The organism is Flavobacterium kingsejongi (assembly GCF_003076475.1).
Taxonomy (GTDB): domain Bacteria; phylum Bacteroidota; class Bacteroidia; order Flavobacteriales; family Flavobacteriaceae; genus Flavobacterium; species Flavobacterium kingsejongi.
This window is the reverse complement of the sequence record NZ_CP020919.1, coordinates 2,926,179-2,943,495: the sequence shown is the minus strand read 5'-3', so window position 1 is coordinate 2,943,495 and position 17,317 is coordinate 2,926,179. Positions and strand designations below refer to the sequence as shown.

15 protein-coding genes are annotated in these 17,317 nt (G+C 41.7%); 8 read left to right on the top strand and 7 right to left on the bottom strand.

The window, feature by feature from the left end; all coding sequences use genetic code 11:
• The first annotated feature begins 79 nt into the window (after positions 1-79).
• Positions 80-1,129 carry a glutaminyl-peptide cyclotransferase gene (locus FK004_RS13115; RefSeq protein ID WP_108737666.1) on the top strand — a complete coding sequence of 350 codons (1,050 nt, stop codon included), beginning with the start codon at positions 80-82 and terminating at the stop codon, positions 1,127-1,129.
• Positions 1,130-1,210: 81 nt separating this feature from the next.
• On the opposite strand, the gene FK004_RS13110 is transcribed toward FK004_RS13115, so the two are convergent.
• Positions 1,211-1,936 carry a transporter gene (locus tag FK004_RS13110; RefSeq protein ID WP_108737665.1) on the bottom strand — a complete coding sequence of 242 codons (726 nt, stop codon included), beginning with the start codon at positions 1,934-1,936 and terminating at the stop codon, positions 1,211-1,213.
• Positions 1,937-2,209: 273 nt separating this feature from the next.
• On the opposite strand from FK004_RS13110, the gene FK004_RS13105 reads away from it, so the two are divergent.
• The gene (locus FK004_RS13105; protein WP_108737664.1) at positions 2,210-3,064 is read left to right on the top strand and encodes an alpha/beta hydrolase; all 855 of its coding nucleotides are present in this window, start codon (positions 2,210-2,212) and stop codon (positions 3,062-3,064) included.
• A 68-nt stretch (positions 3,065-3,132) separates the two neighbouring features.
• Here FK004_RS13105 and dnaK read toward each other — a convergent pair whose 3' ends face one another.
• A complete protein-coding gene (dnaK, locus tag FK004_RS13100) occupies positions 3,133-5,025 on the bottom strand; it encodes a molecular chaperone DnaK (protein WP_108737663.1) in 1,893 nt (630 codons plus the stop codon).
• A gap of 139 nt (positions 5,026-5,164) precedes the next feature.
• Positions 5,165-6,145 carry an endo alpha-1,4 polygalactosaminidase gene (locus FK004_RS13095; RefSeq protein ID WP_108737662.1) on the bottom strand — a complete coding sequence of 327 codons (981 nt, stop codon included), beginning with the start codon at positions 6,143-6,145 and terminating at the stop codon, positions 5,165-5,167.
• A 365-nt stretch (positions 6,146-6,510) separates the two neighbouring features.
• On the opposite strand from FK004_RS13095, the gene FK004_RS13090 reads away from it, so the two are divergent.
• Entirely contained in the window at positions 6,511-7,935 is a 1,425-nt protein-coding gene (locus FK004_RS13090) for an L-serine ammonia-lyase (protein ID WP_108737661.1), read from the top strand.
• A gap of 210 nt (positions 7,936-8,145) precedes the next feature.
• Positions 8,146-9,501: a sigma-54-dependent transcriptional regulator gene (locus FK004_RS13085; RefSeq protein ID WP_108737660.1), complete on the top strand. Its 1,356-nt coding sequence runs from the start codon at positions 8,146-8,148 to the stop codon at positions 9,499-9,501.
• Between the two features lies 1 nt (position 9,502).
• Here FK004_RS13085 and FK004_RS13080 read toward each other — a convergent pair whose 3' ends face one another.
• Genes FK004_RS13080 through FK004_RS13070 form a run of 3 tightly spaced genes read right to left on the bottom strand, consistent with a single transcriptional unit; the run spans position 9,503 to position 12,054 of the window.
• Positions 9,503-10,594 (bottom strand): MBL fold metallo-hydrolase, encoded by a 1,092-nt coding sequence (locus tag FK004_RS13080; RefSeq protein ID WP_108737659.1) that lies wholly within the window; start codon positions 10,592-10,594, stop codon positions 9,503-9,505.
• A gap of 32 nt (positions 10,595-10,626) precedes the next feature.
• Positions 10,627-11,442, bottom strand: a complete 816-nt coding sequence (locus FK004_RS13075) for an oxidoreductase (RefSeq protein ID WP_108737658.1) — start codon at positions 11,440-11,442, stop codon at positions 10,627-10,629.
• Positions 11,443-11,493: 51 nt separating this feature from the next.
• Entirely contained in the window at positions 11,494-12,054 is a 561-nt protein-coding gene (locus tag FK004_RS13070) for a TetR/AcrR family transcriptional regulator (RefSeq protein WP_108737657.1), read from the bottom strand.
• Between the two features lie 269 nt (positions 12,055-12,323).
• Between FK004_RS13070 and FK004_RS13065 the strand changes: the two genes are divergently transcribed.
• From FK004_RS13065 to kdpA, 3 genes are all read left to right on the top strand, one after another.
• Positions 12,324-12,605 (top strand): DUF7674 family protein, encoded by a 282-nt coding sequence (locus FK004_RS13065; RefSeq protein ID WP_108737656.1) that lies wholly within the window; start codon positions 12,324-12,326, stop codon positions 12,603-12,605.
• Between the two features lie 84 nt (positions 12,606-12,689).
• Entirely contained in the window at positions 12,690-12,767 is a 78-nt protein-coding gene (locus FK004_RS19705) for a potassium-transporting ATPase subunit F (protein WP_108738841.1), read from the top strand.
• Positions 12,768-12,803: 36 nt separating this feature from the next.
• Entirely contained in the window at positions 12,804-14,495 is a 1,692-nt protein-coding gene (gene kdpA / locus FK004_RS13055; protein ID WP_108737655.1) for a potassium-transporting ATPase subunit KdpA, read from the top strand.
• Positions 14,496-14,619: 124 nt separating this feature from the next.
• Here the strand turns inward: kdpA and FK004_RS13050 are convergent, their stop codons facing one another.
• Positions 14,620-14,976, bottom strand: coding sequence for a four helix bundle protein (locus FK004_RS13050; protein WP_108737654.1), 357 nt, complete (start codon positions 14,974-14,976; stop codon positions 14,620-14,622).
• A gap of 149 nt (positions 14,977-15,125) precedes the next feature.
• On the opposite strand from FK004_RS13050, the gene kdpB reads away from it, so the two are divergent.
• Complete coding sequence (kdpB, locus tag FK004_RS13045; protein WP_108737653.1) at positions 15,126-17,195, top strand: potassium-transporting ATPase subunit KdpB; 2,070 nt, start codon at positions 15,126-15,128, stop codon at positions 17,193-17,195.
• The last annotated feature ends 122 nt before the right edge of the window (positions 17,196-17,317 follow it).

The window sequence follows — 17,317 nt, the reverse complement described above, 5'->3', positions numbered from 1 at the left end:
TACAATCTTTTTGTATTTTTGCAAGGCGTATTGCATATAAAAAATTGTATTGTATATTGTATCACACTTTAAATCTATTATGAAAAAATATAACTTATTAGCAGTCATTTTATTAGGCGCAGCACTGTTGGGCAGTTGTGACAAAAAAATTTCTTTTAATTTTGATACGACAGGATTAAAAGAGCAATACCAGCCTCAGGAAGCCGTAGCCCTTGGTGTTCAAAACCCGGATAATGCTACAATTGATTCCATCGTATATTATATTAATGATAAGAAAGTAGGTACTGCTAAAGGCGCAGAAAAACTTAATTTTGAACTTAAAGATCAAAAATTAGGCTATCAAAACCTGAAAGCACTTGTATATACTGATGGTAAAAACCAGGAAGCCCTGGCACGTATCGAACTGGTTTCGGGCGTACAACCGAAATTATTAAATTATACTATTGTCAATACCTATCCACACGACATTACCTCCTACACTCAGGGACTTGAATTCTATCGGGATACGTTGTATGAAGGAACCGGGCAACGCGGCAGTTCCAAGTTATTAAAAACCGATTATAAAACCGGGAAAGCTTATAAAAGCATCAGCCTGGAAGATAAATATTTTGGGGAAGGCATTACTATCCTGAAAAACAAAGTATACCAGTTGACCTGGCAGGAAAACGTAGCTTTTGTCTATAATGCCGATACTTTTGCCAAAGAAAAAACCTTCAATTATTTTAAAAACATAGAAGGATGGGGACTTGCCAATGATGGTACCAACTTATACCAATCCGATGGGACGGAGAAAATCTGGGTAGTAAATCCTGCAGATTACAAGGAAATCGATTATATCAATGTCTACACTTCCGGAAGTAAAATTAAGGACGTGAATGAACTGGAATGGATTGAGGGTAAATTATACGGCAATATCTATCAAAAAGATGCTGTTGCAGTTATCAATCCTAAAAATGGTGCTGTAGAAGCCATCATCAACCTGGCCGAATTGAAAAAGAAAATCGTAAATCCAAACCTGGACCCTTCCAATGATGTCCTGAACGGAATAGCCTATAATCCGAAGACCAAAACCATCTTTGTAACCGGAAAAAAATGGGACAAGATGTTTGAGATCAAAATCACAGAATGAGGCAATCGTAATTGCTGCAAAAAACCGGGCTATTGCCCGGTTTTTTTATATAATGCATTTAGAAATGAGACGAAATATAATTTAGAAATTACAGGTAATCCCACCACTGCAGAAATAATTCCCCTGTGGTTTTACAATGTCCCTGCCTGCGGATAAATCGAGCTGTAATTTTTTTTCCAATTGGTAAGTAATCCCAATGTCCGAAACATAATTGAGTTCCATATGAGGTTGCTGGTACAAATAAAATTCTACAAAAGCCCCCAGTTTTGGATTGAACGTATAGGAATACCCCAGTAAATTATTGACTATTGGTTTTTTTGCGATGTCCTGCCAGTTGGTTCCAATATTATAATATAGGCTACTGGCGTCCGACAGGTCATAACTGAAACAAAATTCTGCCGCCAAACCCGAAGTACGCTGAGTTGCTTTAAAAATTGGCGGGTAATATTCGATAATAAAGGCAGTTTTGGGCAGTGCTTTTTTCTGATGCAACAATAGGGCTTTTGCACCAAAGGATGGCCCGTATATTCCATAGGTCTTGCGTTCCGGATCATATTGCAGCCCAAAATCCATCCGGGCCTCAAGAAAAGAATTGATTCCGTATTTAAGGGTATTTTCAGAGAGTTGGTATATCCCGTAATGATTGTATTTTGAGATATCAAAACCGGTAGCAATTTGCCAGGTATCTTTTACCACAAGATCAGGCGTATCGGACAATCCGGGCCTATCGGTCGCAAAGTCTTCGTCCTGGGCAAAAAGAACAGTCCCGCCCAAAAGGTAAAATAAAAGAATTAAATGCTGCTTCATCTGTGGAATAGCTTTGGGTTTTATGGCCTCTATCCGTTCAAAAAAATAATACTATCATTCAATTTAAACTAAATATAGTATAATTCCTGTTTTAAAATCATTTTATTCAAAAAAACACCAGCCTATCATGGTATTATTACCTGATTTTGAAACTTGTGCTATACTGAAATTTCAAATTTCAGCAGCACTTCTATTAAATGCAATTGCCAAAAAAGACCATATTTTTAGAATCTTCAGTATCTTTCGATCACTTTTAAGTCCAAATTGTATTTTATGAAGAAAATCAAATTATCCTTTGCACTTATTTTTAGTTTATGCATCGGCAGTTTTGCCATAACAAAATCAAACATGAATCCTGAAACTCCTGTTTACCCTGATGTAGCGTATGGCCCTGATAAAGAACAGCAAATGGATCTCTATCTTCCGGAAAAGAATGCGCAAAAAAATGCAAAAGTATTTTTGCTGCTTCATGGCGGCGGCTGGAATCATGGTGACAAGGAGAAGATGAATTTTATAGCGAATTACCTGCGGAAGCAGTTTCCGGATCATGCTGTGGCGAATATCAACTACAGGCTGGCCACCGATGATAGCCCGGGTTTTCCAAAACAGACAGATGACATCGCTTTGGCCATCGCCTATTTGCAAAACAATAGTCAAACGTATGGGATTTCAAGCCAATATGCTTTTGTTAGCAGCAGCGCCGGAGCCCATCTCGCCCTATTATACAGTTATAAATACGATAAGGATGCCATAATTAAAGCGGTTTCCAGTTTTGTCGGCCCGGTAGATTTTACAGATCCCTCCTATACGGAGCATATTAAAAATGAATATCCGCTAAAAAGCCTGATTGGAAAAAAATCATACAAACAATTCCCGGAACTTTACCAGGACGTCAGCCCTATCACCCACATTACTGCCAAAGCACCGCCCACACTTGCGATATATGGGCAAAAAGATCCATTGGTCCCCTATACCCAGGCAAAGCGCCTAAAAGATCGGCTGGATCATTTTGGAGTAGCTAATGAAACCTATGTATATCCCAATGAGGCTCATGGTGACTGGAGTGCGGAAAGCAATGCAGAGAAACTGCTACGGATGACTGCTTTTTTCCAACGGCACTTCAATTAAAATAAGGCATAAAAAAAGCGCCCCGAAACCGGGGCGCTTTTTACATACGCTTGTTGTATCAAAAGAAATTATTTGACTTCTTCGAAATCTACATCCTGAACGTTATCTCCGTTTTGAGCGTCACCTTGTGGTTGTGCATCTTGTGGAGCGCTTTGAGCATCACCTTGCTTGTACATCTCTTCAGAAGAGTTTTTCCAAGCTTCGTTGATTTTGTCCAAAGCGGGTTGGATTGTAGCAACATCTTTATTTTCGTAAGCCATTTTCAATTCTGTCAAGGCATACTCGATAGCTGTTTTGTTAGCATCTGATAATTTCTCACCAAATTCTTTCAGTTGGCTTTCCGTTTGGAAAATCATGCTGTCAGCTTCGTTTAATTTCTCGATTCTTTCTTTTGTAGCTTTATCAGCATCAGCATTTGCTTCTGCTTCTTTTTTCATTCTTTCGATTTCTTCCTGAGTCAAACCTGAAGAAGCTTCGATACGGATATCGTGAGATTTTCCAGTTCCTTTGTCAGTAGCAGAAACTTTGATGATACCATTTGCATCAATATCAAAAGTAACTTCAATCTGTGGTATACCTCTACCTGCTGGTGGAATACCATCTAAGTGGAAACGACCAATAGTTTTGTTGTCTGTAGCCATTGCACGCTCACCTTGTAATACGTGAATTTCAACAGAAGGCTGGCTATCAGAAGCTGTAGAGAAAACCTGAGATTTTTTAGTTGGGATTGTTGTGTTTGACTCAATTAATTTTGTCATAACACCACCCATAGTCTCAATTCCTAAAGATAAAGGTGTAACGTCTAATAACAATACATCTTTAACATCTCCAGACAATACACCACCCTGAATTGCAGCACCAATTGCTACTACTTCATCAGGATTAACTCCTTTAGATGGTTTTTTGTTGAAGAATTTCTCTACTTCTTCCTGGATTTTAGGGATACGTGTTGAACCTCCTACAAGGATTACTTCATCAATATCCGTAATTTTTAATCCAGCATCTTTAAGTGCTTTTGCCACTGGCTCCATAGAACGTTTTACTAACGTCTCAGTCAATTGGTCAAATTTAGCTCTTGTTAATGTTTTCACTAAGTGTTTCGGTCCTGAAGCAGTAGCCGTAACATAAGGAAGGTTGATTTCTGTCTGAGCAGAAGATGATAATTCAATCTTAGCTTTTTCAGCAGCTTCTTTCAAACGCTGTAATGACATTGGATCCTGACGTAAGTCAATACCTTCATCCGATTTGAAATCTTCTGCAAGCCAGTTGATGATCTCCTGGTCAAAATCGTCACCTCCTAAGTGTGTATCTCCATTTGTAGACAATACTTCGAAAACTCCGTCTCCTAATTCAAGGATAGAGATATCAAATGTACCACCACCTAAATCGTAAACTGCAATTTTTTGATCTTTACCAACTTTATCCAAACCGTAAGCCAAAGCAGCTGCAGTTGGTTCGTTGATAATTCTCATTACTTTAAGACCTGCAATCTCACCAGCTTCTTTCGTAGCCTGACGTTGCGCGTCATTAAAGTAAGCAGGAACGGTAATAACCGCTTCTGTAACTGTCTGACCTAAATAGTCTTCAGCTGTTTTTTTCATTTTTTGAAGTGTCATTGCTGACAATTCTTGTGGAGTATACAAACGACCATCGATATCTACACGAGGGGTATCGTTATCTCCTTTTACAACTTTGTAAGGTACATTGCCTGCTTCTTTAGTGCTTTCAGAGAATTTATTTCCCATGAAACGTTTGATCGAAGCAATAGTTTTTGTTGGATTTGTTACTGCTTGTCTTTTTGCAGGGTCACCAACTTTGATTTCGCCACCTTCAACAAATGCAATTACTGATGGCGTTGTTCTTTTTCCTTCAGCATTAGGAATAACAACTGGTTCGTTACCTTCCATTACAGAAACGCAGGAGTTCGTTGTTCCTAAGTCAATTCCGATTATTTTACTCATCTTTTTTATATTTTGTTTTTATATACAATTTTTTAAACCTGAACTGTCATAGACAATCTTTATGCCAAGCAAAAAACAACTATAAAATTGTCAGTTTTTATCTTTTATGCCAAAAACAACTATGACAAGTTGACATTTTTTAGTTTTCAAAATACTCAAAAGCATCAATAATGTCAAGATAAACGCCATCATATCCGGAAGACATTATTTTATTCAGGTAGGAATCCGGATTTTTATACAGTAGTGCCTGCCAGGTTTCATTCCAGTACTGTACTTTATAGTTCCCTGGCCAATCTGGATTTTCTGCCACTATCCAGTCCGGTTTTGTCGTATTCCAGGAAGGATCCCAGTAATAGCGATAATTTTCGGCCTCCCCAATTGACATATAGCAAATCACCATGCGCCTGCCACCATTAGCTTTTAGCCGGAGCTGATTCACTTCTGCCGCAGTAAACGCTTCGTCATTAAAAAAAAGATCCATGATCAGCAGGTCATAATTGGTCGATGTCACAGCAGTGATATACGCTGCTTTCGAATTGTAATTTTCCGGATTGATCAGATACAGGAAATTCTTTACCTGCCCCAGATGTGTAATGATGGCCTCACTTTCTTCCCTTGGTGCCGTGCCAGGAATGGCGTTCAGGTTACGCTCGGGTGCTGCATAAGAGGTGTATCCTTTCGCCGCATTTAACTGATAGGAAACCGCTATCTTGTCGGGATTGTTGCAATAATCCGTCACCAGGATTTTTTTACCCTCGGTTTTGGAACGGTCCAGGAATGCTTTCAGGTAATTGGAAGCTTCCGAAGGGGTGGCGACATTATCATTGTCATAACCAAAAAACAGGTCTTCCTGCCCGTGTGCATCAATCGCAGCAAGGTATGATTCTGCCAGAATCCCATCAGGCTCCCCATTTTGTGTTATCAGCTCAATGCCATTTTGCGGAATAATTGCAAAATCGGCCCTGGTTGCCTTAGCAGTACGGCTAATTCCAATTACCAGCTCTCTCATCTCCTGCCGGTACTCTCCTTTTTCAATCTCCGAAGCAGTGTCGTCTGAACTGTCACATCCAATAGTTCCCCATGCTATAATTGTGGCTACTATGCAATAGTATATTCTCATAAACTTTTTCTATTGTATTTAATGAGTCAAATATATAATAAATCCACACAGTAGCGTTTTGCATGACGATCACCATCCTTCAAAATAACAATATTATAATACCGTTCCTGATTCTTAAACATAATAATAAAGAATATTCAATTGATAAGGATTCCTGACAATGCCCTATATTATGGAGTATCCTATTGATTTACCGCGATCCGCATAATCGTAAATACTGAAAGAATCGCAATTGTGGCAATATAATCTTGCTTAAATTTCCGCATTCACTATTTTTTCTTCTCAATCGTTATAGTATTATTAATTTATTTACGTTTAAATGCTATAAGTAAATTATATTTGCAGTATAAATCGATTTGTTTATTATGGAAGAATGTATTTCTGTTTTTGATATGCTTAAAATTGGTGTCGGGCCTTCCAGTTCACACACTCTTGGGCCATGGCGTGGTGCGGAGCGGTTTCTTGCCGAAATCCGTACAGAAAACCTATTGGCAGATGTAAAGCGTGTACAGATTGACCTGTATGGATCACTGTCATTAACGGGAAAAGGGCATGCGACCGATCTTGCCGTAATGCTCGGCCTGAGCGGAGCGGATCCGGAATATATTCCTGTTGAAAGTATCGATGTGATCATCACCGCGATCAAAAATAAAAAGGAACTCTTTTTGGGTAATGAACTCATTATCCCCTTTGATACGGAAACTGATATTGTTTTCAATAAAAATTTCCTGCCTTTCCATGCCAACGGTTTTAGCTTTACAGCTTACACTGATGCTACGGAATATACAGCCACCTTTTATTCCATTGGAGGTGGATTTGTAGTCAAAGAAGAAAGGATACTGGCTACTGAAAAAGAAAAAATAAAATGCGCGTTCCCGTTCCAGATTGCAAAAGCCGATGAGTTATTGCAGTATACGAAACAGGAAAACAAAAAAATATCGGAAATCGTATACGAGAATGAAAAATCGATGCGTTCTGAAGAAGTGATCCACCATGAACTTATGCGCATCTGGAATACCATGCTGGAATGCATGTATATCGGCTGTCATACGGAAGGCATACTACCAGGCGGACTAAATGTACGCCGACGTGCCTATGACATGCATAAAAACCTTATTGGTGTCGTTCCTTATGACAATCCACAATCGTGGCTGGAAGTTATTCGCAAGACTGAAGTGAAATTCCGTCAAATCCTTAAATGGGTAAGTTGTTTTGCACTTTCCGTAAATGAGGTAAACGCTGCCTTAGGGCGTGTGGTAACGGCACCTACCAACGGTAGCGCAGGCGTTATTCCAGCCGTATTGATGTATTACCTCGTAATCGAAAACCATGAAGCGGATGAAAGCCATATCAAGCAATTCCTGATGGTAGCAGGCGAAATTGGAAGTATCTTTAAAAAAGGAGCAACCATTTCTGCTGCAATGGGTGGGTGCCAGGCTGAAATCGGGGTGTCTTCTGCTATGGCAGCTGCAGCACTTACCGAACTGATGGGTGGAACTCCGGAACAAGTACTCATTGCTGCCGAAATCGCAATGGAACATCATTTGGGGCTTACCTGTGATCCTATTGGCGGACTGGTACAAATTCCTTGTATCGAACGCAATACTATGGGCGCCATCAAAGCCATAAATGCCGCTGAACTCGCTATGGAAACCGATCCGAAAAATGCCAAAGTGCCTTTGGACAAAGTTGTCGATACGATGTGGCAGACAGCTAAGGATATGAACAATAAATACAAGGAAACCTCCGAAGGAGGGCTGGCAGTAGCCGTGAATATGGCCGATTGTTAAACCGTTACCTATCGGATAATGATTTCTGCCTGTCACCCGCTGACAGTTCCCAAACTCGTATAAACACGACTATCTCCTGAAAAGGCAAGATAGTCGTGTTTCATTTTGCGCTGTACTATAGAACCGCTACGGAATATTTCTGTTGCGCTACTGTAAATAAAATCATTTTGAATACCGGAAAATTCTAATTTTGCCCTAAATACCATTCCCTTGAAAAAGATCCTTATCATTGACGACGAAGAAAAGCTGCGTGCCCTTACTGCGCGAATAATTGGCCTTGAAGGATTTGAAGTCCTACAGGCTGGCGATTGCAAATCAGGACTTAAAAAAATGGAGCAACAGGACATTGCGGTAGTACTCTGTGATGTCAAATTACCCGATGGCAGTGGCGTAGATCTCACGGCAACCATACGGCAGCAGTACCCGCAAACCGAAGTTATACTGCTCACCGCTTATGGTAATATTCCTGATGGTGTGCAGGCTATAAAAAACGGTGCTTTTGATTATATCGTAAAAGGGGATGATAACAATAAAATTATTCCACTACTCCACCGCGCTATCGAAAAAGGAAGCCTTACCCAGCGTATTGCCCAACTTGAAGCCCAGTTGGATACCAAGTTTTCTTTTGAAGGTGTCATCGGTACGTCCAAAAGATTACTGGAAGTCATTGACCTGGCAAAAAAAGTGGCGGTTACCGATACTACTGTCCTTTTAACCGGCGAAACAGGAACGGGAAAGGAAGTTTTTGCCCAGGCGATCCACCAATCCGGCAATCGGAAACAGCGCAATTTTGTCGCAATCAACTGCTCTGCTTTTAGCCATGACCTTTTGGAAAGTGAAATGTTCGGCCATACTGCCGGAGCTTTTACGGGAGCTACAAAAGATAAGAAAGGATTGTTTGAAGAAGCCGATAATGGGACTATCTTCCTAGATGAAGTAGGCGAAATGGCACTGGACCTGCAGGCCAAATTGCTGCGGGTGATTGAAAACGGGGAATTCCTGAAAGTAGGTGAAAGCAAAGTCACCAAAGTCAATGTACGAATTATAACGGCGACCAACCGGAATCTGGCACGTGAAATTGAAGCCGGGCATTTCCGCCAGGATTTATATTACCGCCTTTCGGTATTTCAGATCCAGCTCCCGGCATTGCGGGAACGCGTTACCGATATTGAACTGCTGGCAAAACATTTCCTGAAATTTTTCGCGTTAAAAACCAATAAGAAAATAAAAAGCCTTTCCGATGATTTCCTGCAACTTTTAAAATTACATCCCTGGCCGGGAAATATCCGCGAACTTAAAAATGTACTGGAGCGCAGTGTCATCTTAGAAACTGAAAATAGCTTAACGACTGACAGCCTTCCTACAGAAATCAGGCAATTACGCCCTGATGGCACTGACAATAGTACTGCCGGGACACTCTCTGCCTTTTCATTAGCTTCGGCAGAGAAAATCCACATCCAGAAAGTGATTAATTATACCAACGGCAACAAAACGGAAACTGCAAAGCTGCTTAACATCGCACTGACGACATTGTACCGCAAGCTGGAGGAATATAAAATCAGCTGATTTATTCCAGGCCTTTCCACCATTCTGTATAACTTCTGACTTTGGTATAGGGTACTTTTTCCCCAATCATTGGCGTCAGTATTGGCATTTGTGATGCGGCAGCGGCTTTGGTCACCCGTAGTATCGAATCATCCCAATCATGAAGTCCCAACGAGAATTTAGCCCAATGTACCGGCATAAATTTCGTGGCTTTCAGACCGGCTGCGGCCTGCACTACTTCTTCCGGCATCATGTGGATGTATTTCCAGTTTTTATCATATTGTCCACATTCCAGTATGGCAAGGTCAAAAGGACCATACGTATCTCCGATGGTTTTAAAGTGGTGATCGTAACCGCTGTCCCCACCTATAAACAGGTTCAGGTTTGGCGTTTTCAGGACAAAGGAAACCCAGATCGCTTTATTGCGCGTGAATGACCTGCCGGAAAAATGCCTTCCCGGAGTAGCATGGATCACAAAACCAGGTTCCAGCGTTACGCCTTCATTCCAGTCCATTTCGATAATGTTATCCGGACTATAACCCCAATATTCAAAATGCTCCCCTGTGCCGAGGCCAGTCACTACTTTACCCACCTTGGATTTCAATGCCATTACAGTTTCGTAATCGAGATGATCCCAATGGTCGTGGGAAATCAGCAGGTAATCAATATCCGGGAAATCAGCTACTGAGTACACATCACTTCCCTTATAGCTACGGTTGGTAAATCCCAGCGGAGAAACCGAGCCGCTGAATACCGGATCCACTAAAAACCGTTTTCCATCGGCCTGTAAAAAATAAGAAGAATGCCCAAACCAGACGATCAGGTCTCCATTGCGATCCAAATCGTGCAAGTTGATTTTTACCGAAGGTAGACTATCCACAGGCTGGATGCGCTTACTGCGCTGGAATAAAAATTCCTTTAATACGGAATAATAGGTCGCACATTCTGCCAGATCAGGCGTTGGGCTCAGGTTTTGGAATTTACCCTCGCGGTAATTCGGGGATTGCTGGATCCGTTCCAGGCGTTTCCCGGATGGCATGCGCCCGAATTGAGGTTGTTGCAAAAAAATAAACAGTGCGATAGCGAGCACTCCGATTACAATTACTGATATCATTAGGATTTTCTTTAATATTCTTCTTTTAGTATTCATTTTAACTGGCTTAAAACTAATTTATCGAACCACTTGTCGGGTAAGATGCTGTGCAGGAATAACAGGACATGTGCGCCGGAACCTGCCACGTAACGGGTTTTGGGATTTTGGCCAAGTACTGCCCTTTCAATGACGGCTGCAATCACGTCCGGAGGTGAACTGAAAGACAGATCGGCTTTTTCAAACATTTTATAGTGCTTTTGTACACTGTTTTTATAAGCAGTATGTCCGGAAACCTGTAACAGTTTGTCGCGGGCAATACCATTCCATTCAGTTTGTATGGCACCGGGTTCGATAAGGACCACAGGAATCTTAAACTGGCGTAACTCCATGCGAAGGCTGTCGCTCAACCCTTCCACTGCATATTTTGTAGCATGGTACCAGGCACCATGTGGCTGCCCGAGTTTCCCGGCTATAGAGGATATGTTGATGATCTTTCCACTCCCCTGTTCCCGCATGTAGGGCAAAACCAACTGTATCAACCGTGCCATACCAAAAACATTGACTTCAAACTGGTACCGGGCTTCGGACATTGGTACATCTTCCAGTGCGCCAAAAGAACCGTATCCCGCATTGTTCACCAATATGTCAATACGCTTTTCGGTATTGATAATTGTGGTAATACCTGCTTCTATCGAAGCCTCATCAGTAATATCCATTGTTATAAGACGTATTCCGGTTCCTTCCAGTCCACGCATCGTATCGGCCCGCCTTGCGGCACCATACACCGTATATCCCTTTCCGGCTAACCGAAGTGCTGTCGCCCTACCGATACCGGAAGAAACCCCGGTAATTAAAACTACTTTTTCCATAACTGCTGTATTGATTCTGATTGACTGATCACTCTATATTGGTTAAAAAAATCAGGTTAACATATTCCACAATAAATCAAACGTATACTGGATCATTTTTTTCTTTTTGGCTTCGTTTAAAGCCGCTGTCCGAAGGTATTGATGCAGGCCAAAAGTATGGCTCGTCAATAGTGCCATAATATAATCTACCGGCATTTTTTTTATGGTGTTGGATTGTATAGCCTTCAGGAATTCCCCGCAGTTTTTTGCTGTAATCTCCAGTAAGGCTTCGGATTGGATTTTGGTGACAAAAGGTGAACTGTAAAATTGTTGCAGGTACCGAAATTCATCGTCATGTTGCATTGCCCAGTACAATACAGCGACAAACTGTTTTTCCAGCCGTGTCTTGAAATCAGTTTCAGTAGCAATAATAGCTTCGGCATGGCATGCCATTTTTAATTTAATATCAATATACAGCGATACAATCAGGTCTTCTTTGGTTTTATAATAATGGAATAAGGTACCATTGGCTACTCCGGCTTCTTTCGCAATCTTACTGGTAGGCGTTCCGTGAAAACCGTATTCCACAAAAAGCTTCAGGGCTGCTGCTATAATATCTTGCTGTTTATCCATAATAAGACTGACTAATCACTCTACAAAAGTAATCCTTTTTAGGTTACGCCAACACCCTTCCTAAAATTATTTTGCAACTGCTATAAAATGGGAATATAAAAGAGCCTTATAATCCTATCATTATGATAGCCCCAACCCTATCGTTTTGAAAGGGTTTTCAATACTTTGAAAATAAGCTTCAGCGCTAAAACGAACATTCATAAGCCTTTAGAAGAGACACTGGGAGAATGGTCTCTAATTTGGCATAAAGGAAGAAAAATAGATATCACATGAAAACATTTAATGACAGCCTGATCCGAAAAATGGAACGATTGGCCAACATTACAATCTGCAGCCTCAGATCGGGAAAATTAGCCAGTGCAAAACGTTCCCTGCTGCTGGCCGAAGATTTATTACAACGGGGGAACCTCGAGATGAAAAATGCCATTACCAATATTTATCTGTATACGGTATCGGGGTACTTAGAATTGCATCACTATCCAGTTTCGAAACTGTTACCCGTGACATTGCACAGCGAATATGTAAAACAGGTAAATGGTTCCGGGGTATGATAGCGCTACTCTTAACCTTCGTCGGGCTGGTGCTCTTTGCCCTATTGTTTAAATCCGTTTTATATTTTGATAAAATCTAAACTTATGCTACTACTCTTTTTTATAGCCCTTGCGGTTTTTGCCTACATCTGTTATGTACTGATAAAACCGGAAAAATTTTAAAACTATTATCCAATTACAAATTTTACATCTACCATTATGAATACAGAAATTACGGGTATTGTTGCCATGTTCCTTATCACAGTACTCCTGAGTATTCCATTGGGGCGTTATATCGCAAAAGTATATTCCGGGGAAAAAACATTCCTGGATGGTCTTTTTGCTCCTCTGGAAAAACTATTTTTTAAAATCAGCGGTATTGACAGCAAAAAGGAAATGAACTGGAAGCAGCACCTGTTTGCCTTGCTTTCGCTCAATGCACTTTGGTTCCTTATTGGGATGGTGCTCCTGCTCTGCCAGGCATCCTTACCTCTGAATCCGGATAATAATCCGAATATGTCACCCGATCTCGCCTTTAACAGTATCATATCCTTTTTGGTGAATTGCGATTTACAGCACTATTCCGGAGAATCCGGTGTGAGTTACCTCAGCCAGTTGTACCTGATGTTCCTGCAATTTGTTTCCGCCGCTATCGGCCTGGCAGCTGCAGCAGTATTATTCAACGCCCTCAGGGAGCGTACGACAGAAAAACTCGGGAACTTCTATAACTATTTCCTGAAATCCTGCACCCGAATCCTGCTTCCTGTTTCCATAATTGTGGCTGTAATCTTGCTTTTCAACGGTACACCCATGACTTTTGAAGGCAAAAGCCCTATGAAAACCCTACAGGGTGATACGGTCGAAGTTTCCACAGGTCCTGTTGCTGCTTTTACAGCAATTAAACATGTGGGTACCAATGGTGGTGGTTTCTTTGGAGCCAATTCTGCACATCCATTTGAAAATCCGACTTACATCACCAATATGGTGGAAATGATCGCACAGATGGTTATTCCGTTTGCGATGGTATTTGCCCTGGGCTTTTACCTGAAACGCCGTAAGCTTTCCTGGATGATTTTCAGTGTCATGACCATTGGCTTCTTCCTGCTGGTTATTCCAACGGTCATCACAGAAATGAAAGCCAATCCTGCCATCACCGCAATGGGAATCGATACGACTGCCGGAGCTACCGAAGGTAAGGAAGTACGCATTGGGGCAGCAGCCTCAGGATACTGGAGTATTGCCACTACGGTAATTTCTACGGGTTCTGTCAACTCCATGCACGATAGCGCAATGCCACTATCGGGAATGAACCAGTTGCTCGGGATGATGATTAACTGCTTTTATGGCGGTTGTGGTGTGGGACTGCTCAATTTTTACATCTTTATCATCCTCGCCGTTTTCATCAGCGGACTAATGGTCGGCCGAACTCCCGAATTCCTTGGGAAAAAGATCGAAGCCCGGGAGATGAAAATCGCAATGATCATTGCGCTTTTACATCCTTTCCTGATCCTTTGCGGTGTGGCCTTATCCACAGCTTTTCCAGAACAGGGCGCGAGTACACTCAACAACCCTAGTTTCCATGGATTCAGTGAAATCCTGTACGAATATACCTCTTCCGCAGCCAACAATGGAAGTGGATTTGAAGGCTTGGGTGATAATAATCCGTGGTGGAATATCACTACCGGTGTTGTATTACTGCTTTCCCGTTTTCTACCTATCATAGGGCCAATTGCGATTGCAGGATTATTAGCAGGAAAAAAACACATTCCGGAAAGTGCTGGCACTTTAAAAACAGATACTTCGACTTTCGGACTGATGGTCTTTGCCGTAATTGCCATCATAGCGGCCTTATCGTTTTTCCCAGCCCTTACACTCGGACCTATAGCTGAATATTTTTCTTTACGTGGGTAAAAGTAAGAGGTAAAAAGTAAAATGTGAAACGTAAAATGTGACGTAAATAGTGGTCTATTGCACTACATCAAACAATAAAAAATGTTAGCGCAATGGGCAATAACAGCCAATAAATATGTCAGGGTCATGTGAGATCCAGTTTTTTTATCAAACCATAAATCAATTTTCCAATGTCTTCAAGTGTTTCAATGAGTGGTAGTATTGTCTCGGTAGTTATAAATCCTAAATCAGCTGACAATAATAGCAAAGTATCCAATTCGGACATAGAGCCCAATGCGATATACAAAAATTGCCGGAACTCTTTTGGATTTCGCCTTGCGGCACCTTCAGCAATATTGGCAGGTATAGATACCGCTGCACGTCGCATTTGTGATACAAGACCATATCTTTCATTTTCAGGGAAATTAGCAGTGGTAGTATATATGACTTTAACAAGATCAAAACTCTTCCTCCAACATAGTAAATTCTTATGTGGCTTCATAAAAAATTATTTGACAACAAAATACAAAATTAAAATACACACAAAAACATAGCCTCAATCTTTTTTCATTGCGTATGCAGTTCAGTGTGCACCTTTTACATTTCACCTCTTGCATTTCACTTTTCAATTCAATAACAAACATTTAAAAAATGAAAACTCAAAATAAATCATTGTTTCAGAAAGAACTGCTGTGGGAAGCCCTGCAACACTCTTTCGTGAAACTCAATCCGGTATCGCTTTCGAAAAACCCGATTATGTTTACGGTCGAAATCGGTACGGTGATCATGCTGGGCGTATGCCTCTGGATTGCAACCGGAGAACAGTCACAGGGCAGTTTTGCCTACAATTTCACCGTCTTTATTGTATTATTCCTGACGTTGCTATTCGCCAATTTTGCGGAAGCCATTGCGGAAGCCCGTGGAAAAGCCCAGGCAGACAGCCTACGCAAAACACGGGAAGAAACGCCTGCACGCAAAATAGTCCCGATGGGCGAATTGTATGTCAATGAAATCCAGATTGTACCTTCTTCCACTTTGGTGAAAGGCGATATGTTCATCTGTGAAGCCGGAGATACCATCCCTACTGACGGTGAAATCGTGGAAGGGCTTGCCACCATCGATGAAAGTGCTATCACCGGAGAAAGTGCTCCCGTAATCCGCGAATCAGGAGGGGATAAAAGTTCCGTTACCGGAGGAACGAAAGTACTATCCGATAAAATCAAGGTGATGGTAACCACAGAGCCAGGCGAAAGCTTTCTCGACAAAATGATTGCCTTGGTAGAAGGAGCTTCCCGCCAGAAAACACCGAATGAAATTGCCTTAACCATATTACTGGCAGGATTTACATTGGTTTTTATCATTGTGTGTGTGACCTTAAAACCTTTTGCCGATTATGCTAATATCCCAATCACTATCGCCGCTTTTATCTCCCTGTTTATCTGCCTGATTCCTACCACAATTGGGGGATTATTATCGGCCATCGGTATTGCGGGAATGGATCGGGCACTGCGTGCGAATGTGATTACAAAATCAGGAAAAGCCGTAGAAACTGCCGGAGATATTGACGTCCTTCTATTAGATAAAACCGGTACGATTACCATTGGAAACAGAAAAGCCACTCATTTTTATCCGGCACCCGGCATCTCCGAAAATGATTTCATCAAAGCCTGCCTGCTATCTTCTATGGCTGATGAGACTCCCGAAGGAAAATCCATCATCGAACTGGGTGAAAAAAAGGACACACAGGGTGTGCTAAAAACGACATTGGCAACGTATGCCGGCCAAAACCTGCAGACGATAAAGTTTTCAGCAGAAACCCGCAGCAGTGGTGTTAACTTACCCGATGGTACGGTCATTCGTAAAGGGGCTTTTGATGCGATCCGCAACCTGAGCGTTCAGGCGGGACATAACTTCCCGGAAGAAAGTGCCCAGCATGTAACTGCTATTTCCAGCAATGGTGGTACGCCATTAGTCGTCGCCGTAAATGAAAAAGTGGTGGGTGTGATCGAACTGCAGGATATTATCAAACCGGGGATTCAGGAACGCTTTGAGCGCCTGCGCAAAATGGGGGTTAAAACAGTAATGGTCACCGGTGATAATCCGCTTACCGCAAAATTCATTGCTGAAAAAGCCGGTGTTGATGATTTTATTGCCGAAGCCAAACCGGAAGATAAGATGAATTACATCAAGAACGAACAATTATCCGGTAAGCTGGTGGCGATGATGGGTGATGGTACTAATGATGCTCCTGCCCTTGCACAAGCCGATGTGGGCGTAGCCATGAACAGTGGAACACAGGCAGCCAAAGAAGCCGGGAACATGGTAGACCTTGACAATGATCCTACCAAACTGATTGAGATCGTAGAAATCGGGAAACAGTTGCTGATGACCCGCGGTACATTAACTACCTTTAGTATTGCCAATGACGTTGCGAAATATTTTGCCATCATCCCGGCTTTATTTATCACCGCGATCCCTGCCCTACAGGCACTGAATATCATGAGGCTTCATAGTCCCGAGAGTGCTATATTATCGGCAGTAATCTTCAATGCGATTGTCATTCCGTTCCTGATTCCACTGGCTTTAAAAGGAGTAACCTATAAACCTATCGGGGCTTCAGCATTGCTAAGGAGGAACCTGTTGCTATATGGATTGGGCGGCATTATAGTCCCATTCATCGGAATTAAAATTATTGATCTCATCGTAACCCTATTTCTTTAAATCTGTACAAGTGAGCAGTAAAAGGTAAGAGGCAAAAAGTGAGCTCTAAGAAGTGAAAATCAGCGGAAACAGGTTAGTCCTATTCTCACACAGTAACTTCTTTCCATTTACTTACAAAACCT

Coding starts and splice junctions, on each gene's coding strand:
- FK004_RS13115 (WP_108737666.1), top strand. CDS start 80: ATGAAAAAATATAACTTATTAGCAGTCATTTTATTAGGCGCAGCACTG.
- FK004_RS13110 (WP_108737665.1), bottom strand. CDS start 1,936: ATGAAGCAGCATTTAATTCTTTTATTTTACCTTTTGGGCGGGACTGTT.
- FK004_RS13105 (WP_108737664.1), top strand. CDS start 2,210: ATGAAGAAAATCAAATTATCCTTTGCACTTATTTTTAGTTTATGCATC.
- dnaK (WP_108737663.1), bottom strand. CDS start 5,025: ATGAGTAAAATAATCGGAATTGACTTAGGAACAACGAACTCCTGCGTT.
- FK004_RS13095 (WP_108737662.1), bottom strand. CDS start 6,145: ATGAGAATATACTATTGCATAGTAGCCACAATTATAGCATGGGGAACT.
- FK004_RS13090 (WP_108737661.1), top strand. CDS start 6,511: ATGGAAGAATGTATTTCTGTTTTTGATATGCTTAAAATTGGTGTCGGG.
- FK004_RS13080 (WP_108737659.1), bottom strand. CDS start 10,594: ATGATATCAGTAATTGTAATCGGAGTGCTCGCTATCGCACTGTTTATT.
- FK004_RS13075 (WP_108737658.1), bottom strand. CDS start 11,442: ATGGAAAAAGTAGTTTTAATTACCGGGGTTTCTTCCGGTATCGGTAGG.
- FK004_RS13070 (WP_108737657.1), bottom strand. CDS start 12,054: ATGGATAAACAGCAAGATATTATAGCAGCAGCCCTGAAGCTTTTTGTG.
- FK004_RS13065 (WP_108737656.1), top strand. CDS start 12,324: ATGAAAACATTTAATGACAGCCTGATCCGAAAAATGGAACGATTGGCC.
- FK004_RS19705 (WP_108738841.1), top strand. CDS start 12,690: ATGCTACTACTCTTTTTTATAGCCCTTGCGGTTTTTGCCTACATCTGT.
- kdpA (WP_108737655.1), top strand. CDS start 12,804: ATGAATACAGAAATTACGGGTATTGTTGCCATGTTCCTTATCACAGTA.
- FK004_RS13050 (WP_108737654.1), bottom strand. CDS start 14,976: ATGAAGCCACATAAGAATTTACTATGTTGGAGGAAGAGTTTTGATCTT.
- kdpB (WP_108737653.1), top strand. CDS start 15,126: ATGAAAACTCAAAATAAATCATTGTTTCAGAAAGAACTGCTGTGGGAA.